Source organism: Actomonas spartinae (genome assembly GCF_051209155.1).
Lineage (GTDB): Bacteria > Verrucomicrobiota > Verrucomicrobiia > Opitutales > Opitutaceae > Actomonas.
The window spans coordinates 1,588,099-1,608,662 of the sequence record NZ_JBPJGB010000001.1 but is presented as its reverse complement, the minus strand read 5'-3'; the positions used below and the strand labels follow the sequence as shown (position 1 = coordinate 1,608,662).

Genomic DNA, 20,564 nt, shown 5'->3' with positions numbered 1-20,564 from the left:
CTCAGTCCTCGAGTTGCCGACCGCGCGTGGCGAAGATCCCGGCCGGGCGCCACTGCAGGAAAAGAATGATAAGCACCAGCACCAGGATCTTGCCGAATACGGACGAATCCTGCGCCAGGTTTTGAAGGAAAGACCCAACCAGCGGCACCCAACCCAAGCCCGGAGCCCAGGTGGGCAGATACTGCTGCAAGACTTGGTCGATGCCACCGATACCGAAGGCACTGATGACGGTGCCGACGATGTTCCCCACCCCGCCAACCACCACGACCATGAAGGAGTCGACGATGTAGGACTGACCGAGTGACGGGCCCACGTTGCCGATCTGACTCAGGAAGGCACCGGCCAAGCCGGCGAGCCCGCTGCCGAGGCCGAAGGTGAGCATGTTGACCCGGGTCGTGCGCACGCCCATGTGCGAAGCCATGGCGCGGTTCTGCATCACCGCGCGGATCAGCAAGCCGAGGGAGGTGCGGTTGAGCGCGAGCCAGACTCCGAAGACGATGAGAACGGCAAAGCCGATCACGAAGACACGGTTCCAACCGAACACGATGTCGGCGATAGTCCAGTTACCGCTGAGGTAATCGGGACTGGAGACCTGCACATTGTTGGCGCCAAACATGAGCCGGAAGGTCTGTTGCAGCACCAGCGAAACGCCCCAGGTGGCGAGCAGGCTCTCCAGCGGACGTCGATACAGGAATTGAATCACGCTGCGCTCGAGCCCGATGCCCACCAGCGCCGCAGCCAGAAAACTTAGCGGTAGCGCCGCCACAAAATAGAGTTGGTAGGCCCAGCCTTCCAGGTTCATGCCCGGCACGCCGATACTCAGGCCAAACGCGGGAATCACCATGCCCGCGCCGAAGATGTTTTGCACCACGTAGGTGGTGTAGGCACCGACCGCGATCATCTCGCCATGGGCCATGTTGATCACGCCCATGAGGCCAAAGGTGATGGCGAGACCCAGCGCGACCACCAGCAGGATGCTGCCGAGGCTGAGTCCGCGAAAAATCGTGCCGACGAAGTCGACCACCGAGCGGTGTTGGTCGACGGCCCGCAAGGCCTGCTGGGCGGCCGTGGCCAAGGCCTTGTCACCCTCCGCCTGAGCCTGCGAGAGCACGCCCTCGAGGGCGTCGTAGCTCGAAAGACTGTGCAGCTCCTCCAGGTTGCGCACGGCCTCCAACTTCACCGCGGCGTCGGCGCTCCGCAACCGGAGCAACGCCAAGGCAAGTCGCACCTCGCGTTGCACGCCAGAATCAGGTTCGCCCGCTAGCAACCGTTCCAGCACGGGCACTTTCTCCTCATCGCCGGAAAGACCGATCGTCTGAATCGCCTGAATGCGCACCGCCGGATCGGGGGAGCCGAGGTCGATCAGATCCAGCACCTCCTTCATGGCCCGGCGCAGGCGGTTGTTGTGCCGCACGCGCTCCAGGTTGTCATTGCTCGGCACCACCACCTGGCCGGCGGCATCGAGCAGCGGCGTGTCACCAACAATCAAATACGGTTGGGCGGACTCAAACGCGTCGCGGCCGCCAACCACCCGCACGGCCACCCGTTCGCCGTCCGCGCCGGCGTAGATAAACAGTTCGTCCAGCTTCCACGCCTCGAGCAACTCGGCGAGGATGGGTTCGCCGCGACCGACCATTTCCGCGATCACCTCACGTTTTTCGCGGTCATTGTTGGCCAGCATCGCGCGGGCCACCAGTTCGCGGGCAGCGAGGTCATCGGTCTGCGCTCGGGCGGCGAGCGCGCAGAGCGCAAAAAGAAACAGCCGGGGCAATGCGTGAATGAATTTCATTCGGGTCGGGGGCTATGCTGAAACCATGCCAATCACGAAAGTGGGGTGGACCGCGAACGACCCACCCCACCAACTACAGTATTACGGGCGAAAACTGCTGGAAATCGTCCGTAAAATCTTTGGGCGTGTTATTTGAACTTACCCTTGAGCCAGGGCTCGCCGTAGACGTCCTCGTAGGATTCGAGGATCTCGAACTGGCCGTTGGCCTTGGTCTCGCCGATGAACACGTTCTTGGTGAGATGCATGTTCGGCTGGGTGGTCACGGTGCCACCGGGACCATCAAAGGAAATGCCGCTCTTGAGCGCTTCGCGCACGGCGTCGACCTCGAAGGAGCCGGCCTTTTCGACGGCGGCCTTCCAGAGGTAAACCCCGTTGTAGGAGAGCACCATCGGGGAGCAGGTCACGCGGCCTTCCTTCACGATGCCGGGGACGTTGCTCTGCTTCAGCCAGTCCATGAAGCTGGCGACGAACTTCTCGTTGGCCTCGCTTTCGATCGACTGGAAGTAGGTCCAGCAACCGAGCTGACCGACGAGCTGGTCGGCCGGCAGGCCGCGGAACTCGTCCTCGGAGATGGAGAAGGAGACAACCGGGCAGGTCTCGGCCGAGAGACCGGCGGCGGCGTATTCCTTGAAGAACGGCACGTTGGTATCGCCGTTGAGCGTGCTGATCACCGCGGCGTCACCACCGGCGGCGAACTGTTTGATCTCGGCAATGATCTGCTGGTAGTCGGTGTGACCGAAGCCGGTGTATTTACCGGCGGAGATGATCTTGCCGGACTCATCCTTGCGGAAGCCGCCGCCGATGTTCTCGATCGGCACCCCCTTGCTGAGGAGGTATTCCAGCAGCACGAGGTTGGTGGTCTGCGGGTAGACGTAGTCGGTGCCGAGAAGGTAGAACTTTTCGTAGCCCTGCTCGAGCAGGTAGTCGACCGCCGGGGTCGCCTGCTGGTTCACCGCCTCGGCGGTGTAGAACACGTTCTGGCTCTCTTCCTCACCCTCGTATTGCACGGGATAGAAGAGCAGACCGTTGTTCTTTTCGAAGACCGGCAGGACCGACTTGCGGGACACCGAGGTCCAGCAGCCAAACACCACGGCACATTCATCCTGCTCGAGGAGTTGCTTGGCTTTTTCGGCGAAGAGCGGCCAGTTGGAGGCACCGTCCACGACGACGGGCTCGATCATTTTGCCCATGACGCCGCCGTTGGCGTTGATCTCGTCGAAGGTGTAGAGCAGGATGTCACGCAGCGAGGTTTCGCTGATGGCCATCGTGCCGGAGAGGGAGTGCAGCACACCGACCTTGACGGTGTCTTCCGCACGCAGGGAAGTGAAGAGGGTTGCCACGGCGAGGGAACCGGCCGCGAGAAGCTTGGAAAATTTCATAGCAAATAAAGACGGGGGAAGAATCGGGGCGGATGGGGGCATGAGGGTTCGGCAGGCTCCGCCCTTGAGGCTTACCGAGGGGCGACGCCGGGCTGTAACCGGCGTCACCCGAAGTGGGCTGGCTGATTAAGCCAGGGATCAGAACGTGAAGACGATCTGCGCGGCCATGTAGGTCGCGTTCTCCACACCGGTGTTGTCGAACTCGGTGTAGCTGTATTCCGCGAGGAAGAAGAGGTTGTCGGTGATCGCCATACCCGGGGAGATGGTATACTTCATGAACTCGGCGCCGGCGGCGACGGTGTCATCCTCACCACCGCTGACGCGGAAGGTGGTGGTGAACGAGCCGAAGTCAGGCATCGCGAGCAGGGACCAGAAGTAGGCATCGGCGCCATTGGCGTCGGCGGTCATGAATTCAGCGGCAACCAAGGTGCCACCGATCGTGGTGTCGGCCCAGAAGTCGAACATCGTGGTGTCGGTGTCGCCGTCGTTGGCGATACCGAAGTAGAAGTTGCTGGTCTCCGTGGAATACTTGATGAAGGCCTCGAAACCGATCTCACCGAGATCGTGGTCACCTTCGTAGTAAGTCGGACCATACACCGAATCGAGCACGGCGACACCGGCAGAGAATCCATCGCTGGAGTAGTCGTATTTGATGCCGGAGTGGTAGGCGGGGATGAAGCCGGCCAGATCATTGGAGTAGGAGATCTGGAGCATGTTCGGCCAATCGAAGGCCTCGTAGCCGTGGTAGCTGAGGAACTTGCCGAAGGTCAGGCTGGAGGCCTCGTCAATCGCGTAGGTCGCATACATGTCGAGGAAGACCGGCTCGTAATCGGAGAACGCGTGCAGGCTCACCACACCCGTTGTTTTCTCAAAGGAGCCAGTGAGCTGGAGCTTCATCGAGTCCACTTCGAGCAGACCCGTGTCGCTGTCGCCTCCACCGGTGTATTCCTCGTTGTAGTTACTGGCCGTGGCCGTGACGTAACCATAGAGGCTGAGGTTGTCATTGATTTCGATATCGGCGGCAGCGCCGGCAGCGAGACCAACACCGAGAATAAGGGTGCTGATCTTCTTCATAGCTGGAGTAGTCATAGGTAGTTTGGTTCGTTTGAACGTCAGATGGTGTTCAATCCCGCACGGGCGGGAACGCGATCCGCTCAGCATCTCCTTTGCCATACACCTCAAATAGTTAAGAAATTCGACTATGAATTTTATTTGTATCTATTTGGTTAATACATTGAACGAAACTTGTGGTTTTCATGCATCTCTCGCATCCATCTCAAAATTTAATACTGGCATTCCATTCATGGATCCGGACCCCACCAAAACCGTATGCACAACGAACCAGAACCGGCCTGGGTTGAAGCCCTGAACGCCGTCACCGGTGCCCGCCACGGCGGCCAAACCGATACCATAATTGATCAGCTGAGCGCCCTCGATCGACGCTTCCCCAACGTGGGCGAAATCCGATTTCAACTCGCTTGGTCGCTGGAGTCAGAGGGGCGCGAAGCCGAGGCCCTGCCCCACTACCAACAAGCCATCGCGTTGGGCCTGCCGCCCAACGAACAAAGTGGTGCCCTCATCGGCCTCGCCACCTGCCAACGCGCCGCCGGCCGCTTCGACGAGGCCGCGGCGACGCTGGAGTCCGGCCAATCGCAGTTTCCCGATCAACCCGAGTTCGACGCCTACCTCGCCCTCGTGCGCCACGACCAGGGCCGCCACGCCGAAGCGCTGCGACTTGCGCTCACCACCTTGTTGGATACCTCGGACGATCCGGGCATCACCGCGCATCAACGCAACCTGCGACACTTTGTGAACCAGCTCGCCTGAAGCTTCAGCCCCTTCGACGCGCCGACGATTTCCGGAAACACCCATCCGCCCCACCGGTCTATCGCAAATCCATGTCCCCTACCCGCGTTCGCGCCGTGTGGCGCTCCTACCTTCTCCTTTGCGTCCTCCCTTCAGCGATCCTTGTCGGCGCCCCGGATCCGGCGCGCATGATCACCACGCGCTTCAGTCCGGCCGAGCTGTCCCAGGGTTACTCCAACCAAAAAATCATCGCCCTGCCCCGCGCCGCCCCCGGCGAAACCTTCGACGAGACCACTTGGGCGACCGCCGAAGTTGCCGCCGGTTTTGAGATTGATCGCACCTATCCGCTCTTCGGTGACATGCGAGTCCTCCGCCTGCCCGACGGAATGAGCCCCGCCACCGCCCGCACTCAACTTCTCGCCACGGGCCGCTACGTCTGGATCGAGTTTGACCACATTCAGCGTCAAGAGGCCGCCCCCTCCGACCCGGCTTTCACTGCTGGCTCCCAATGGCATCACCGCAATACCGGCCAATCCGGCGGCACGCTCGGCGCCGACATCAATTCCACCGCCGCTTGGGACATCCGCAGCGACGCCTCCTCCGTGATTGTCGCCGTCCTCGACGACGGCATTCGCCTTACCCACCAGGACATCGCGCCCAACCTCTGGACCAACTCCGGCGAGATTCCCGGCAACGGCCGCGACGACGATCGCAATGGTTACATCGATGACGTGCACGGCATCGACGCCCGCGACAACTCCGGTGACCCAACCGACGACGATGGCGACGGCCACGGCACCCATGTTGCCGGCATCATCGGCGCCGCCGCCAACAACGGCGTGGCCGGCGCCGGCGTCGCTTGGCGCGTCCAACTCATGCCCCTGCGCTTCATCGGCGGCGAAGACGGCAACGGCTCCACCTCCGACAGCATTCAGTGCATCGACTACGCCATCCGGCACGGTGCCCAGGTGATCAACGCCTCCTACGGCAACGATGAGTTCTCCCAAGCCGAACTCGAAGCCATCCGCCGCGCGCAGGCGGCCGGCATCATCTTTGTGGCCGCCTCCGGCAACGATGGCGTCGACCTCGATATCGGCAACGCCTACCCGGCCAACTTCGCCGTCGACAACATCATTTCCGTGGGCAACTCCACCCGCCTCGACGACATCGCGCCCAGCTCCAACACCGGTTCCGGCCGCGTGAGTCTCTTCGCGCCCGGATCCGAAATCCTCTCCCTCGGTTTTGACAACGACACGGCCACCCGCGTCGCCAGTGGCACCTCCATGGCCGCGCCCATGGTGACCGGCGCCGTCGCGCTCCTGCGCGCGCAGTATCCGGCCGACAACTACCGTTCGACCATCAACCGCCTGCTCCGCTCCGTCACCCGCCGCCCCGCCTTCATCGGCCAAGCCCAGACCGGCGGCCGCCTCAATGTCGCCGCCGCGCTCGCCATGGCCGACACCCGTCCTTTCAACGACGATTTTGCCGACGCCGCCGTGCTGCGGGGCGAAATTATCACCGTGCGCAACAGCAGCACCAACGCCACCACCCAGGCCGGCGAACCCGCGCATGCCGGTCGCCTCACCCGCTCCCTTTGGTGGAGCTGGACCGCGCCCACCGCCGGCCTCGTCCAGATCGACACCCGCGGTTCCCTCGGCGACACCCAACTCGCCATCTACACCGGCGACAGTCTCAGCACCCTCACCCGCGTGACCGACAACGACAACGAAAGCCCCGGATTCCTGACCTCGCGGGTCTCCTTTGTCGCCACCACCGGCACGACCTACCACATCGCGGTCGACGGCACCACCGCCGGGCTCGTCACCCTCAACCTCGCCGCGGCCGCCGCCAACGACGCCTTTGCCTCCGCCCAGGAACTCGACGGCGACGCGCCGCTGGTCACCACCACCAACGCCAGCGCCACCGTTGAATCCGGCGAGCCCACCCATGTCACCGGCGCCGACCGCCGCACGCTGTGGTATAAATGGACCGCCCCCGCCGACATGACCGTGCAGGCAAGCGCCTACTCGGCCTCCGTCAATCCCACCTTGGCGGTCTACACCGGCACCGCTGTCAATGCCCTCACCGGTCTCGGTGCCAGCAACGACACGGGCATTGATGGAGCCAACTTCAACGCCTTGGTGCAGTTCCGCGCGGTCGAGGACACAACCTACTACATCGCGCTCGACACCGTAGGCGGCAGCGAGGGCGAGATCACCCTCTCACTCACCGACGCCGTGTGGCAGTTCGTCACCGGCAGCACCGCCGTGCCCTCCACCGACCTCGATTACGGCCGCCCCACCATCACCAATGTGCCCGCCGTGGGTCCGGACGGGACCATCTACGTCTCCAGCTCCGACCTTGAATTCTACGCCATCAATCCGGACGGCACCCTCAAATGGCGCACGACCACCGAAGGTCACGCCGATTCCAGCTCCGCCGCCGTCGCCCCGGACGGCACCATCGTGTTCGGCATCTTCTACCTGCCGACGATTTACGCCCTCAATCCCGACGGCTCCATTCGTTGGGTGGTCGAGCATGGTGAAACCGGCTACACCGCCGCGCCCGCCATCGCCGCTGATGGCACCATTTACGTGAAGGAGAACGCCGGTGTGCTCCGCGCGCTCGACCCCACCGACGGTTCCCAACGCTGGAGCTACACCATCAGCGGCGGCGAGGGCAGCTACGGCGGCCCCGCCGTCGGTCCCGACGGCACCATCTACTACCCCGCCAACGACGGCGCCATTCACGCCCTCAACCCCTCCGGCTCGGTCCGTTGGATCTACCGCCCGCAAGCCGCGAGCGGGGGCAACGATCAGTCAGAGATCTACACCTCCCCTGCCCTCGACGGTGACGGGAATCTCTACGCCTCCACCCTCACCGGCACGGTTTTCTCCATCACCCCGACCGGACAGGAACGCTGGATCTTCCGCACGCCGGAAGCCGGCGAGAACGTCTCTTCCTCCCTCGCTCTCGGCGACGGCCGCGTCTACTTCGCCAGCTACGGCGCCTACCTTTACGCGCTCGATCAGACGGATGGCACGCAAGTCTGGCGCTCCTCGATCGAAGCCCAGGCCCGTGCCAGTTCGCCCGCCATCGCCGAGGATGGCTCCATCATCGTTGGCAGCTACGCCAACAAACTCTTCCGCTTCGATCGCGACGGCAACCTGCTGCGGGCCTGGGCCGCCGGCAATTGGTTCCGCAGCTCTCCCGTGCTGGCCGATGGTCGCGTCTACATCGGCAACGGTGACGGCAAACTCTACGCCTTCGACCTCGAAGGCCTCGATCCCGCCGCCGGCCCCGAGTATCCCTGGCCCCAATACCGCCACGGCCCGCGCCACCTCGGCCGCGCGACCCTCGAGGTCATCGGGCGCACGGTCGACCCCGTGCCGGAGAACCCCGGCCGACTGGTGAACCTGTCCGTCCGCAATCGCACCACCCGCGGCAATGGCGTGCTCACCGCCGGTTTCGTCCTGCAGGGCCCGGTGAAGAAGCCGCTGGTCGTCCGCGGTATCGGCCCCGGGCTGGGCGATCACGGTGTGACGGGCGAGGTGAGCGAAACAGAACTCGCCGTCTACCGATTTGCCGATCCCGAAACCCCGCTCGCCCTCAATGCCGGTTGGACCGCGCAAAGCGGCGACGGCCGCGAGCTGGGCGCATTCGCGCTGAACACCGGCAGCGCCGACAGCGTGGTGCGTGCCGATTTTGGCTCCGATGTTTTCACGGCCCAGGTCCTGCCGCGCAGCGACGATACCACCCCCGGCATCGCCCTGGTGGAAATCTACGACGCCGACATCGCCGACCTGCGCACGCGCCTGACCAACCTCTCCGCCCGCACCCAGCTCAGCGCCAACAGCGATGTCACCATGGGCTTCGTCATCGACGGCGCCACCCCGCGCAAGGTTCTGCTGCGCGCGATCGGCCCGGGGCTCGACCCCTACCTCGCGCCGAGCACGACACTTGATGACCCGCGCCTGATTCTGGTGCGCGACGGCGTGGCCGAAGTGGGTAACGACAACTGGCGCGGGTTCGAACCCGTGCGCGCGGCCGCCGAGATGGTGGGCGCCTTCCCGCTGGAGAACGCCAGCGCCGATGCCGCGCTTGTCACGACCCTCCCGCCCGGCGCCTATTCGGCCCGGGTGACCGCGCCCGCCGGTCAAAGCGGTTTGGTCCTGCTCGAAGTCTACCTTCTACCGGAGGAGTAGGCACCGCCGAGGCGCCTCCTTTCTCTTTCCTCTTTATCTTTCTCTTTCTCTTTCTCCCCGCAGACCGGAATTCCTCAGCTCTCGTGGCCACCAACTGGGCGGCGCGATGCGCCGTCAGAGAAAGATAATGAGAAAGAAGAAAGAGAAAGATCCCTCCACCGGGCTGGAGGGCGGGGCAATAAAAACGGCCGCCTCGCGAGGAGGCGGCCGTGGGGAAGTGCTAAGCTAAACGAAGCGATCTGCGATCAGATGGCGGACTCGCCGCGCTCGTCGGTGCGGATGCGCACGGCCTCTTCGAGGCCCACGACGAACACTTTGCCGTCACCGATCTTGCCGGTCTTGGCGGCGCCGACGATGGTGTCGACCGCTTTGCCCACGACGTCGTCGGGAACCACGATCTCGATCTTCACCTTGGGGAGGAAGTCGACGGTGTATTCGCTGCCGCGGTAGATTTCGGTGTGACCCTTTTGGCGACCGAAGCCTTTGACCTCGGTCACGGTCATACCCTCGACGCCGATTTCGGAAAGGGCTTCCTTCACCTCTTCCAACTTGAACGGCTTGATGATGGCGATGATCAGTTTCATACGATAAATAATGGAGGGTTCGTAATTAATGTAGGTTTCCCGCGCGGTCGGCGCAAGCCCGGGGCCCGCGCCGATTTTGCGGGAGGTTCATCAGCCTTTGTGGGCGGGAGTGAAGTCCGGGTAGGCTTCCGCACCATGCTCGCCGATGTCGAGACCCTCGGCTTCCTCGTCGGCGCTGACGCGCAGGCCGAGGGTAACCTTCACCAGGATGGCGAGGATGAGGGAGGCGACAAACGCGAAGGCGGAGACGGAGAGCGTGCCGATGAGCTGAATGCCGAACGGAGCGGCATCCGAGAAGAGCGCGACCGCCACGGTGCCCCAGATACCGCACACACCGTGCACGGAGATGGCGCCGACCGGATCGTCGATCTTGATCTTGTCGAAGAAGATGATGGAGAACACCACGATGGCACCGGCGATGAGGCCGATCCAGATGGAGCCGCTCATGGAGACCGAGTCAGCACCGGCGGTGATACCGACGAGGCCGGCGAGCACACCGTTGAGGCCCATGGAGAGGTCGGGCTTCTTGAGGAGGCCCCAGCTCACGATCATGGCGGACACGGCACCCATCGCAGCGGCGAGGGTCGTGGTGACGAAGACGTAGGAGACGCCACGGGGGTCAGCGCTGAGCACCGAACCGCCGTTGAAGCCATACCAACCGAGCCACAGCATGAAGACACCGATGGCGGCGAGCGGCATGGAGTGACCGAGGATCGGCTTCACCTTGCCACCGGCGAGGTATTTGCCGTTGCGCGGACCGAGGACGAGCACCGCGGCGAGAGCAGCGAAACCACCGAAGGCGTGCACCAGGGAGGAACCCGCGAAGTCGTAGAAGCCCTTTTCGGCGAGCCAGCCACCACCCCACTGCCAGGAACCGGTGATCGGGTAGAAGAAGGTCACGAGAAGCGTGGCGTAGAGCATGAAGCCCGGGAGCTTCACGCGCTCGGCGACGGCACCGGAGACGATGGTCGCGGCGGTCGCAGCGAACATGGCCTGGAAGATGAAGTCGGTCCACCAGGTGTAGGCGGCGTAGGCGTCGGTCATCATGGTAACGTCGTCATTGTCGACGCCGAACCAGGAACCCGTGGCGAAGAAACCATTGAAGTCACCCGGATACATGGAGTTGAAGCCCCAGAACGCGTAACCGAGGATACCGATGGAGACGATGAACAGGTTCTTGAACAGAATGTTGACCGTGTTCTTCGACTGGGTGAGGCCGGTCTCCACACACGAAAAGCCGAGGTGCATGATGAACACCAGGGCGGCCGAGATGAGGAGCCAGAGATTGTTGACCGTGAAGAGCGCGAAACCAGCCGACTCTGCGAATGCATCGTAGGACTCGTAAGGCGGCGGCTCGTCTTGGCCGAAGAGGGGCGTGAGCGCGGCCAGCACAGCGAAGATGCCTGCCATCTTCAGCCAGCTGGTCATTTGCTGGGACCGTAGCTTCATAGTTTTTATTGGGTATCGTGTAGTGGTTGTAGACGTTGCTGAGGCCGCGCCGAGAGCGCCGCCGGAACCCCAAAAAAGCACGGGGTATGCCAACGGTTCCCAATTCTGAAAAATTTTCATGTCAGGCGGTTTTACGGCGTTTTCCCATAGGAGAACGTCCCCCGACACGCAGACGCGCAAAGTTGCGCAGGCCCAAAAAAACCGGAGCCCAAACGGGCTCCGGTCGGCGCAAACAATTATCGTTAAGAAAAGGGCTTATTCCGTTTCGGGCACCACGGTCTGAATGTGCAGCTCCTTGAGCTGGCGGGCGGTGACCGGGGTCGGGCTCTGGGCCATCAGGTCCTGACCGCGTTGGGTCTTCGGGAAGGCGATCACATCACGGATGCTGGTCGTGCCGCAGAGCAACGCGCACACGCGATCGAGGCCGAAGGCAATGCCACCGTGCGGCGGGGCACCGTAACGGAAAGCCTTGAGCATGTAGCCGAAGCGGCTCTCCACCACGTCCTGTGGAATCTTGAGCACGTCCTTGAAGACTTTCTCCTGCAACGCGGGCTGGTGAATACGAATCGAACCACCGCCCAGCTCCATGCCATTGAGCACGAGGTCGTAGTGCTGACCGCGCACGGCCTTGGGATCGCTGTCGAGCAGGGGGATGTCCTCCGGCACCGGCGAGGTGAAGGGATGGTGGGTGGCGACAAAGCGGCCCTGCTCCTCATCGTAGGACATGAGCGGGAAGTCGATCACCCAGAGGAATTTCCAGTCGTCGTGACGGATGGTGAGTTTGCCGCGCTTGACCAGCAGTTGCGCGCTGTCGAGGCGGATGCGGCCAAGGATCGTGCAGGCACGCTCCCACTCGGCGGCGGCAAAGAAGATGATGTCGCCGTCCTCGATGTTGAGCTTCGCGGTAAGCTCAGCCTTTTCGGCGTCAGTGAAGAACTTCACGATGGGCGACTTCCATTCGCCGGCCTCAACCTTGATGAAGGCCAGGCCCTTGGCGCCAAGCGACTTGGCGGTGTCTTCGAGGCTCTTGAGTTCGCCCTGCGTGATGTCGGCGAGGCCCTTGGCGTTTATGGCCTTGATGACGCCCCCACCCTGCACCGTGCCGGCGAAGACCTTGAAGGCGGAGTTGCGGAAGGTTTCCGAGAAGTCGAGCAGCTCCAGACCAAAACGCAGGTCGGGCTTGTCGATGCCGAAGCGGTTCATCGCCTCCTGGAAGGACATGCGCTGGATCGGGCCCTCGAGCTCGTAGTTGGCGGCCTCTTTCCAGACCTTGCGGACCATGCCCTCGAAGAGGGCGTAGATGTCCTCACGGGTCACAAAGGACGCCTCGACGTCCACCTGGGTGAACTCCATCTGGCGGTCGGCGCGCAGGTCCTCGTCGCGAAAGCAGCGGGCGATCTGGAAGTAGCGCTCCACACCGGCGACCATGAGGATCTGTTTGTATTGCTGCGGCGACTGGGAGAGCGCGTAGAACTCGCCCGGGTGAATACGGGAGGGCACGAGGTATTCGCGGGCACCTTCCGGCGTGCTCTTGAAGAGCGCCGGGGTCTCGACCTCGATGAACTCCTGGCTGTCGAAATAGTCGCGGATCGCCTTCGTCACCTTGTGACGCATGGCCAGATTACGGCGCATGCGCGGGCGACGCAGGTCGAGATAGCGGTAAGTCAGGCGCAGGTCCTCGTTGACCTTGTCGCCACCGGCGTCGTCGAGCGGAAACGGCGGCGTGTCGGCGATGTTGTGGATCACCAGGGAGGACGCCACGACCTCAATCTGGCCCGTGGGCAGATTGGCGTTCTGGGTGCCCTCCGGCCGCTGGGAAACCTGGCCGTGGATTTCGACGACCGACTCCAGTTTCAGGTGCTTCAACTGGTCCGCCAGTTGCGCATTATCGTGCGGCTCGAGCTTGATCTGCGTGATGCCTTTGCGGTCACGCAGGTCGACAAAGATGATGCCGCCTTGGTCGCGGATGGTATCGACCCAACCGATCAAAGAGACATCGGCGGAAAGGTCGGCGGCGGTGAGCTGGGCACAGTGGTGGGTGCGCTTCATAGTCGGAAAGTCGGGGACGAAAGGGGCTGACGTAAGCTCACGGCGCAGGGCCGGGGCAAATCAATAATCGGCCGCCCCAAACGGGCCCCTCCCCCTCCCGCAACCAACCGCGCGAAAAAACCGCAGATTTCCTGTCACCTCACCCGACACCCCGGGCACTCCTCTGTGTAAGCCAAAAATCACAATCCTCAGATTCCTCTCCATCATGAAATCCTCCCTCTCCCTCCTCACCCTCACGGTCGGTCTGCTCACACTGGTGCCCGGCGCCACACTCGTGGAAGCCGCTTTCCCGGCGGTCGTCGACGACTTCAACAACGCGGACGCGACCACCATCGGCGCTCCCCGCCTCGTCATCGGCGACGATTCGATGGGCGGCAAGTCCTCCCTTGAGCACACCATCGCCGACGGCGTGATCACCGCCTCCGGCAAGATCGCACCCGCCCGTGGCCAACCCGGTTTCGTGAGCCTCGTGCTCCCGCTGGCCGGTCCCGGCGAAGGTGCCGATCTCAGTGACTACCAGGGCATCCGCCTGCGCCTCCGCGTCACCAACGGCAACCTCTCCGTCTCCGCCAACAGCACCGAGGTCACCAACTACGACTACCACGCCGCCTCCATCACCCGCAGCACCGATGGCGAATTCCACGAGGTGCTCATCCCGTGGACCCAGCTCAAGCGCGCCTGGTCGGAACAGACCAAACTCAACCCCGCGACGATCAACAGCCTCAGCCTCGTCGCCGCGGCGATGCAGCCCAGCGCTTTCGCCTACGAGATCGACGAAGTCGGTTTCTATTGAACCGCTCGACGTTCCCGCTCCCCCCTCTGAAAGGACCGACGTATGAAAACCGTTCCCCCGTCCCCCGCGCGGCTCGACCACCTCGATGCCGTGCGGGCCTTCGCTCTCCTCCTCGGCATCGTTTTTCACGCCTGTCTGTCCTTTCTCTCTTCGTGGGTCGGCTGGGCGGTGATGGACGTCTCCACGAGTCGCGTGGTCGATGCCTTCGCGACCGTGAGCCACTCGTTTCGCATGGGGCTGTTCTTCCTCATCGCCGGCTTCTTCAGCCACCTCACCTTCCATCGCAAAGGGCTGCGCAGTTTTCTGCAGACGCGTTTCCTGCGCGTCGCCGTGCCGTTCCTGGTCGGCTGGTGGCTGCTGCGTCCGCTGGTGGTGTCGGGCTGGATCATCGGCGGCGCCAGCATGCGCGGGGAGGCCGACTTCTTCGGCGGTCTGCGCGAAGCGTTTCTCACGCTGCGCGCCCAGCCGGAAGCGATCTACACCGGCACGCACTTGTGGTTTCTTTATTACCTGATGCTCGCGACGGTATTGGTGCTGGCGCTGCGCATGGCGCTTAAGACTTCCGCACCGTTGGTCCGCGTCGCCGACGCCCTCACTCGCTGGATCGCCACCCACCCGCTGGGCATCGCCTTGCTCGCCCTGCCGACTGGCTGGGTGGTGTGGACCATCGGCCAGTGGAGCGTGGCCACACCTGACCAAAGCCTCGCGCCCTACTGGAAGGTCCTCGGCGTCTACGGCGGGTGCTTCGGTCTTGGCTGGATGCTACGCCGCAACGACCTGCTCGCCGAATTCAGCCGCCTCACCCCGACCCGCATCATCATCGGCGTGATGAGCGTCGGCGCGACGCTGTGGCTTGCCCGCTATCAGGCCGACCCGGGGCATCCTCACTTTCACCGGGCGCAACTCACCGCCGGTTTCGCCTACGGCTTCATGGCGTGGTCGCTCATCATGCTGACGCTTGGCGGATTCGCCCGCCTCATCCAAGGCTCGTCAACGGTTGTGCGCTACGTCGCGGACTCGTCCTACTGGATGTATCTCATCCACCTACCCATCGTGCTGTGGCTGCAGATCGCTGTGGCGGAACTGCCGTGGCACTGGTCGCTCAAGCTCACCGCGATTTCGGCCGCGACCATCGCGTTCAGCCTGCTCACCTACGACCTCTTCGTGCGCTCGACATTCATCGGCCGCCTCCTGAATGGGCAACGCCGCCAACGCGTGATTTTCGCGTGGCGGTGGTCAGGAAGACCCGCGGAGGAGACCGTCATCACGGTCTCTCGCCGCGCGAGTCCGTTTCGGGCCCGCAACTGACTGCGGGCCCGAACACGAATCAGTGCGCGATGAGCGACTCGCCGGTCATCTCGGCCGGCTTGTCCAAGCCCATCAGGTCAAGCACGGTCGGCGCGATGTCGGCCAAGCGACCTTCCGGGCGCATCTTGGTGCCGTCCTTGGTGAGGCCCTCGCCCACGACGAAGAGCTCGACGGTGTTCAGGGTGTGTGCGGTGTGGGGCCCGTTGGTGTCGGGGTTCCACATCTGCTCACAGTTGCCATGATCGGCGGTGATGACCGCCTTGCCGCCGACGGACTTCAGGGCTTCGAGCAGTTCGGCGACACCGCGGTCGGTCGCCTCCACCGCCTTGATGACCGCCTGCAGATCGCCGGTGTGGCCGACCATGTCGGGGTTGGCAAAGTTGACGACCACAAGGCCGTATTCACCGGACAGGATGGCCGCCTTTGACTTGGCGGTGACTTCGGTCGCCGACATCTCCGGCTGCAGGTCGTAGGTCGCGACCTTGGGACTGGAGGGGCAGGCGCGGTCTTCGCCCGGGAAGGGATCGCCGCGGTAGTTGTTGAAGAAGAAGGTCACGTGCGGATTCTTCTCGGTCTCGGCGCAACGAAACTGTTTGAGGCCGGCGTTGGCTACGACCTCGCCGAGGATGTTCTTCAACTTCTCGGGCTTCGGCGACACGATGTGCACCGGCAGGCCCTTCTCATACTCGGTCATCGTGGCGTAGTAGAGATCGAGTTTCTCCCCGCGATCGAAGCCGTCGAAATCGTCCAACACAAAGGCCTTGGTGATCTCGCGCGGGCGATCACCGCGATAGTTGTAGAAGAGCACGGCGTCGCCGTTTTGGAAGGTCGCGACCGGCACGCCGCTCGCATCGACAATCGCGGTCGGCGCGACAAATTCGTCGCCCGTCTGACTCGAGCTGAGCGGGGCGTCGTAATACTGCTGCACCGCCTGCTGCGCGGTGGTCGCGGTGGCGACGGCGGCACGACCGGTGAGCAAATCGTAGGCCTTCTGCACCCGTTCCCAGCGGTTGTCGCGGTCCATGCTCCAGAAGCGGCCGCACACGCTGGCGATCTTGCCCACGCCAATCTCCGCACACTTGGCGTCGACCTCGGTCACGTAACCGAGACCGCTGGTGGGCGGGGTGTCGCGACCGTCGGTGAAGGCGTGGATGAACACCTCGCCAATCCCATCGGTTTTGGCCTGCTGCAGGATGCCATAGAGATGATCGAGCATGCCGTGGACGCCCGCATCGGACACGATGCCCATGAGATGCAGACGACCGCCGCCGGCGACGCGTTGCTTGATGTCGGACCAGACCGCGTTGGTCGCGAGTTTGCCCTCGGAAAACAGCTTGTTGAGGCGCACGAGCTCCTGGTCGACAATGCGTCCAGCGCCAATGTTTTCGTGGCCGACCTCGCTGTTGCCCATCACGCCATCGGGCAAACCGACATCGAGCCCGGAGGCGCGCACGTAGGTCTTGGGCGAACCGGCTTGCAGCGCGTCGTCACAGGGGGTGGCGGCGAGCTCCACGGCGTTGGAGGCATTTTGCGCCGGGTCGGGGTTCTTTCCCCAACCATCGCGAATTACGAGGAGGACAGGCTTGCGGGAGGCATCAGTCATGGCGTTGGACATTCACCTTCCAGCGAGGCCGGAACGGGCGGGAGCGTCAAAACTCAAACTCAAGCCCACCGCATTCGTTCCGATGAATTATTGGCAAAAAACGTGCTCACCCCACCCCCGTCATGATTTTGCTCATCCGCGATCAATTGACGTGTCCCCCGACGTGGTTCGCCTCTTTCCGGGACCTGACCCTCTACTGTCACGTGTTTCTTAAACTCGACGTGGTCCTCGAGTCCGGCGACGCCGACCTCTACTACGACTGGATCAAACCCCGCGGCGGCATGGATTTCGTGGAAGACATCGTGCGACCTGGCTCTGAAACGGGGGTGCACCTGGACTTGGAGCGGCGATTCCCTGACACGGTGGTGACCGATCGTATCGCGCCGGAAAACCTCGACCAGCTGCTCTCCCGCATCCGCGCCCGCGCCGCCTAGGGCTCGCCTGCGTCGCCTCCGGGCTCAGGCGCAAGCGCCTGGTGCAGGACCCGGCGCAACTCCGGAAGCTTGTAAGGCTTGGCCACCATGCCGCAAAAACCGTGCTCCCGGTAGTTGGACATGATCGGATCGCTGGAGTAGCCACTGGACACGATCGCGCGCACCTGCGGATCGATTCGTAAGAGCTCCTGCATCGCGGCCTTGCCCCCCATGCCGCCCGGCACCGTGAGATCGGTGATGACCAGATCCGGCTTCGTGCCGTTTGCCAAATCCCGGCGGTAGGCCGCGATCAATTCCTCACCATCCGCCGTGGTCTCAACCTCCAGGCCCAGCCGACGCAGCAAGTTCCTGATCATGGCACGGATCGGCTCCTCGTCGTCCATGAACAGGACCCGCCCCTGCAACGGCACCCCGTAAATTTCCTCGTCGTCCTCTTGCATCGATCGCGCCCCCCTTGCCACCGGGAGCCAGACCGTAAACGTCGTGCCCACTCCCAGCTCGGACACCACGTCGATGTCCCCTTGGTGCTTCTGCACAATTGAATACACCGCCGATAGGCCGAGCCCACTGCCGGCCTGCTTGGTCGAGAAATAGGGATCAAAGATGCGACCAACGTGATCGGCTTTGATGCCCATACCTGTATCCACAACCTTGATGCGAATGTAGTCTCCCGGCGGCAGCGTGACTGATTCCCCCGCCGTCAAGGTCTCGTTGTCCGCCTCCACTCGCACCCGCCCGCCCTCCGGCATGGCCTGGGCGGCATTGAGCACCAGATTCTGGATCACCCGACCGACCTGCCCCTTGTCGGCGTCGGCCATCCAAAGATCCGGCGCGAGGGAGAACTCCGCCCGCACATTCGAGCCATGCAGCGCGAACTGCGTCATTTCCCGCAGGACCTGCTCGAGGTGCACGGCTTCGCGCACCGGCTCGCCCCCTTTGGCGAAGGTGAGCAGCTGTTGGGTGAGGTCCTTGGCTTTCAGCGCGGCGCGTTCGGCATCCCGGACGGCCTCCGCCAGTGACCCTTCGGCCTCCGCGTCGAGTTGGGCGATGGACAGATTCCCGATCACGGTGGTGAGGATGTTGTTGAAATCGTGCGCGATGCCGCCTGCGAGCACACCAACCGATTCCAGTCTCGTCGCGCGCACCATTTCCTTCTCCAGCCGGTCGCGATCCGTGATGTCGCGAAACACCAGCACCGTGCCGGTCACCTGGGAAGCCGCGTTGTGCACCGGGGCGAACTGCCCTTCAATGAGGCGGACTTCCCCGTCGCCGCGCTCGATCGCCGTATCCTCCGGCAAGTCGAGAATGGTGCCGCCCGCGGCCACCTGTTCGATCGGAATCGACAGCGGCTCCAGGGTCTTGTCCGAAACAAAACCGCAGGCCCGCAGCAAGGGTTGGCCGATCGCCGCCGTCTCGAATTTTCCGATCAGCTCCTGCGCCGCGGGGTTGATGAAACGCACCCGACCAAGGAGGTCGGTTGCGATCACCCCTTCCTTCATGGCGCGAAGGGTGACGACCAGCTGCTCCCGCTGCGCGGCCAGGTCCGCCTGCACCTTCTTGAGCTCCGTCACATCGACGAAGATCAAGATCGCCTGATTCAAATGCAGCCCCTGCTCACTCTGCGCCACCCACCAACGCATGGTCGTCGAGACGGGGGCGCCGTCGAACCGTTTGAGCTCCACCTCGCGCTCCAGGAAGTTGCGCCCCTCCCAAAGCTGCAAAAACGTCTGCCGCACCGCCTCGACCGAGGAGGGCGTATCCATCAGGCGACGGCGCCAGCGGATTTCCCGATTGTCGCGCGCGCCGATGGTTTCCCGGGCGGTGTGGTTGACCGCCGTGATCCGCACCCGCAGGGCGCCGCGCGAGACCTCCCGTGGATTTTCCGCCAGGTATGTATCCAAATCTTGGACACCCCGGGCGCGCAGTTCATCGAGCCACTCCCCCACCGCGGTGAAGTCCGCCTCCACCATCGGCACCGGCATGTGTTGCACCACGTTGCGAAACCGGGTTTCGGAAACCCGCACCGCCTGCTCGGCCTTGCGGCGCTCGGTGATGTCGGTGATCACCCCGACCAGGTGCCACTCGTCCGGTCGTTCCTGATGAATGGACACCTGCTCCTGGAGCCAAAACTTCTGACCGGCGTCGTTGATCGCCGGAAACTCCTGCTCGTAGCTTTTGGCATTTTCCCGCAGGGCGACCCGATGGCGCTGATTCATTTCCGCCAGCTGCGGCGTGTCGATCCGACTCCACAATTTGCCCCCGGTGCCCACCTCGCGGTCGCCGAAGAGCTTCGAAAAAAGAGCCGAGCGCGGCATCTCAAAGCCCAGCCAGCGATATTCCCCGTCTTCCAACCGGACATGCGATCGCCACAACAAGACATCGGCCCGCGTCAGGATTTCCGTCAGGGCGCGTTCACTGGCGCGCCGCGCCCGCTCGGCATCCCGCACATCCGTGATGTCGACCACAATCCCGACACAACGAATCTGCCGATCATTCAGGTATTGGATCGAAACCGCTTCGCGCAGCCAAACGGTGCCGCTGGGCGACAACACGCGAAACTCCTGGCGATACCCGGACTTTCCCTCCGCAATCGCATCGCCGGCGCGCCGATTCATTTCCGCCATTTCCGGCACCGCGTGTTCCCGCCAAAGCCGGACCCGGTGTGAGTCGGAATCCTCTTCCGTGACCCGCGGAAACAACCGTCGTGAAAGCAAGGATTCACCCATGCGAATCGACCAACGCAGCTCGCCGTCCTTATCCCGCTCCACGTCGGCCTCCCACAACAGGGCATCAGTCTGGTTGAGCACGATTGGCAGCGCGTCTCGGGCGATGTGGGTTCCCTCTCGCGCAAACAAGCCTCGAGCCCGCGACCACACCCAAACCGACAGTGCGCCGACCACCAGTCCCACGAGCGCAGCGGACACCAGTCCCCCCGGCTCAACGACCGCGGAAATCGCTGCTTCGAAGGGGGCGAAAAACGCAAAAAAACTGATGTTCGTGAAGGCCTGCACGAAAGATACGGGTAACAACCGCAGCGCCGGCGGGCGCCGGGCCGGCCCCCATACCTGCATCTCCCTCCTCACCAAGTCGATGGCGGGAATTACTGAGCCACCCCTGCTCCGCCTAGTCTGCCTCGCTCGGTTGACAAGCGACAGGCACGCTCCG

Annotated in this window: 13 protein-coding genes; 5 read left to right on the top strand and 8 right to left on the bottom strand. The window is 63.3% G+C overall.

The window, feature by feature from the left end; translation table 11 throughout:
- Position 1: 1 nt before the first annotated feature.
- The 3 genes from urtB to AC0MRV_RS06495 form a co-directional block, all read right to left on the bottom strand.
- Positions 2-1,789 (bottom strand): urea ABC transporter permease subunit UrtB, encoded by a 1,788-nt coding sequence (urtB, locus tag AC0MRV_RS06505; protein ID WP_472763630.1) that lies wholly within the window; start codon positions 1,787-1,789, stop codon positions 2-4.
- Between the two features lie 128 nt (positions 1,790-1,917).
- A complete protein-coding gene (locus AC0MRV_RS06500) occupies positions 1,918-3,168 on the bottom strand; it encodes a transporter substrate-binding protein (protein ID WP_472763629.1) in 1,251 nt (416 codons plus the stop codon).
- Positions 3,169-3,306: 138 nt separating this feature from the next.
- Positions 3,307-4,242 (bottom strand): porin family protein, encoded by a 936-nt coding sequence (locus tag AC0MRV_RS06495; RefSeq protein ID WP_472763628.1) that lies wholly within the window; start codon positions 4,240-4,242, stop codon positions 3,307-3,309.
- Positions 4,243-4,497: 255 nt separating this feature from the next.
- Here AC0MRV_RS06495 and AC0MRV_RS06490 point away from each other — a divergent pair, with 255 nt between their 5' ends.
- Entirely contained in the window at positions 4,498-4,995 is a 498-nt protein-coding gene (locus AC0MRV_RS06490) for a tetratricopeptide repeat protein (RefSeq protein WP_472763627.1), read from the top strand.
- Between the two features lie 71 nt (positions 4,996-5,066).
- Complete coding sequence (locus tag AC0MRV_RS06485; RefSeq protein WP_472763626.1) at positions 5,067-9,179, top strand: S8 family serine peptidase; 4,113 nt, start codon at positions 5,067-5,069, stop codon at positions 9,177-9,179.
- Positions 9,180-9,424: 245 nt separating this feature from the next.
- Here AC0MRV_RS06485 and AC0MRV_RS06480 read toward each other — a convergent pair whose 3' ends face one another.
- The 3 genes from AC0MRV_RS06480 to aspS form a co-directional block, all read right to left on the bottom strand.
- Complete coding sequence (locus AC0MRV_RS06480) at positions 9,425-9,763, bottom strand: P-II family nitrogen regulator (protein ID WP_472763625.1); 339 nt, start codon at positions 9,761-9,763, stop codon at positions 9,425-9,427.
- Positions 9,764-9,853: 90 nt separating this feature from the next.
- Complete coding sequence (locus tag AC0MRV_RS06475) at positions 9,854-11,212, bottom strand: ammonium transporter (protein WP_472763624.1); 1,359 nt, start codon at positions 11,210-11,212, stop codon at positions 9,854-9,856.
- Positions 11,213-11,467: 255 nt separating this feature from the next.
- Entirely contained in the window at positions 11,468-13,261 is a 1,794-nt protein-coding gene (aspS, locus tag AC0MRV_RS06470) for an aspartate--tRNA ligase (RefSeq protein ID WP_472763623.1), read from the bottom strand.
- Between the two features lie 205 nt (positions 13,262-13,466).
- Here aspS and AC0MRV_RS06465 point away from each other — a divergent pair, with 205 nt between their 5' ends.
- Positions 13,467-14,054 carry a CIA30 family protein gene (locus tag AC0MRV_RS06465; RefSeq protein ID WP_472763622.1) on the top strand — a complete coding sequence of 196 codons (588 nt, stop codon included), beginning with the start codon at positions 13,467-13,469 and terminating at the stop codon, positions 14,052-14,054.
- 42 nt (positions 14,055-14,096) lie between these two features.
- Positions 14,097-15,362 carry an acyltransferase family protein gene (locus tag AC0MRV_RS06460; RefSeq protein WP_472763621.1) on the top strand — a complete coding sequence of 422 codons (1,266 nt, stop codon included), beginning with the start codon at positions 14,097-14,099 and terminating at the stop codon, positions 15,360-15,362.
- Between the two features lie 19 nt (positions 15,363-15,381).
- On the opposite strand, the gene gpmI is transcribed toward AC0MRV_RS06460, so the two are convergent.
- Positions 15,382-16,965 (bottom strand): 2,3-bisphosphoglycerate-independent phosphoglycerate mutase, encoded by a 1,584-nt coding sequence (gene gpmI, locus AC0MRV_RS06455; RefSeq protein ID WP_472763620.1) that lies wholly within the window; start codon positions 16,963-16,965, stop codon positions 15,382-15,384.
- Between the two features lie 122 nt (positions 16,966-17,087).
- Here gpmI and AC0MRV_RS06450 point away from each other — a divergent pair, with 122 nt between their 5' ends.
- On the top strand, positions 17,088-17,399 hold the full coding sequence (locus tag AC0MRV_RS06450) for a hypothetical protein (RefSeq protein ID WP_472763619.1): 312 nt from the start codon (positions 17,088-17,090) through the stop codon (positions 17,397-17,399).
- Here AC0MRV_RS06450 and AC0MRV_RS06445 read toward each other — a convergent pair.
- On the bottom strand, positions 17,396-20,410 hold the full coding sequence (locus tag AC0MRV_RS06445) for a PAS domain-containing hybrid sensor histidine kinase/response regulator (protein WP_472763618.1): 3,015 nt from the start codon (positions 20,408-20,410) through the stop codon (positions 17,396-17,398). The two genes, AC0MRV_RS06450 and AC0MRV_RS06445, sit on opposite strands and share 4 nt — an antisense overlap.
- Between the last annotated feature and the right edge of the window lie 154 nt (positions 20,411-20,564).

What these genes read in the sequence shown, in the direction of transcription:
- urtB (WP_472763630.1), bottom strand. Translation starts at nt 1,789, where the DNA reads ATGAAATTCATTCACGCATTGCCCCGGCTGTTTCTTTTTGCGCTCTGC.
- AC0MRV_RS06500 (WP_472763629.1), bottom strand. Translation starts at nt 3,168, where the DNA reads ATGAAATTTTCCAAGCTTCTCGCGGCCGGTTCCCTCGCCGTGGCAACC.
- AC0MRV_RS06495 (WP_472763628.1), bottom strand. Translation starts at nt 4,242, where the DNA reads ATGAAGAAGATCAGCACCCTTATTCTCGGTGTTGGTCTCGCTGCCGGC.
- AC0MRV_RS06490 (WP_472763627.1), top strand. Translation starts at nt 4,498, where the DNA reads ATGCACAACGAACCAGAACCGGCCTGGGTTGAAGCCCTGAACGCCGTC.
- AC0MRV_RS06485 (WP_472763626.1), top strand. Translation starts at nt 5,067, where the DNA reads ATGTCCCCTACCCGCGTTCGCGCCGTGTGGCGCTCCTACCTTCTCCTT.
- AC0MRV_RS06480 (WP_472763625.1), bottom strand. Translation starts at nt 9,763, where the DNA reads ATGAAACTGATCATCGCCATCATCAAGCCGTTCAAGTTGGAAGAGGTG.
- AC0MRV_RS06475 (WP_472763624.1), bottom strand. Translation starts at nt 11,212, where the DNA reads ATGAAGCTACGGTCCCAGCAAATGACCAGCTGGCTGAAGATGGCAGGC.
- aspS (WP_472763623.1), bottom strand. Translation starts at nt 13,261, where the DNA reads ATGAAGCGCACCCACCACTGTGCCCAGCTCACCGCCGCCGACCTTTCC.
- AC0MRV_RS06465 (WP_472763622.1), top strand. Translation starts at nt 13,467, where the DNA reads ATGAAATCCTCCCTCTCCCTCCTCACCCTCACGGTCGGTCTGCTCACA.
- AC0MRV_RS06460 (WP_472763621.1), top strand. Translation starts at nt 14,097, where the DNA reads ATGAAAACCGTTCCCCCGTCCCCCGCGCGGCTCGACCACCTCGATGCC.
- gpmI (WP_472763620.1), bottom strand. Translation starts at nt 16,965, where the DNA reads ATGACTGATGCCTCCCGCAAGCCTGTCCTCCTCGTAATTCGCGATGGT.
- AC0MRV_RS06450 (WP_472763619.1), top strand. Translation starts at nt 17,088, where the DNA reads ATGATTTTGCTCATCCGCGATCAATTGACGTGTCCCCCGACGTGGTTC.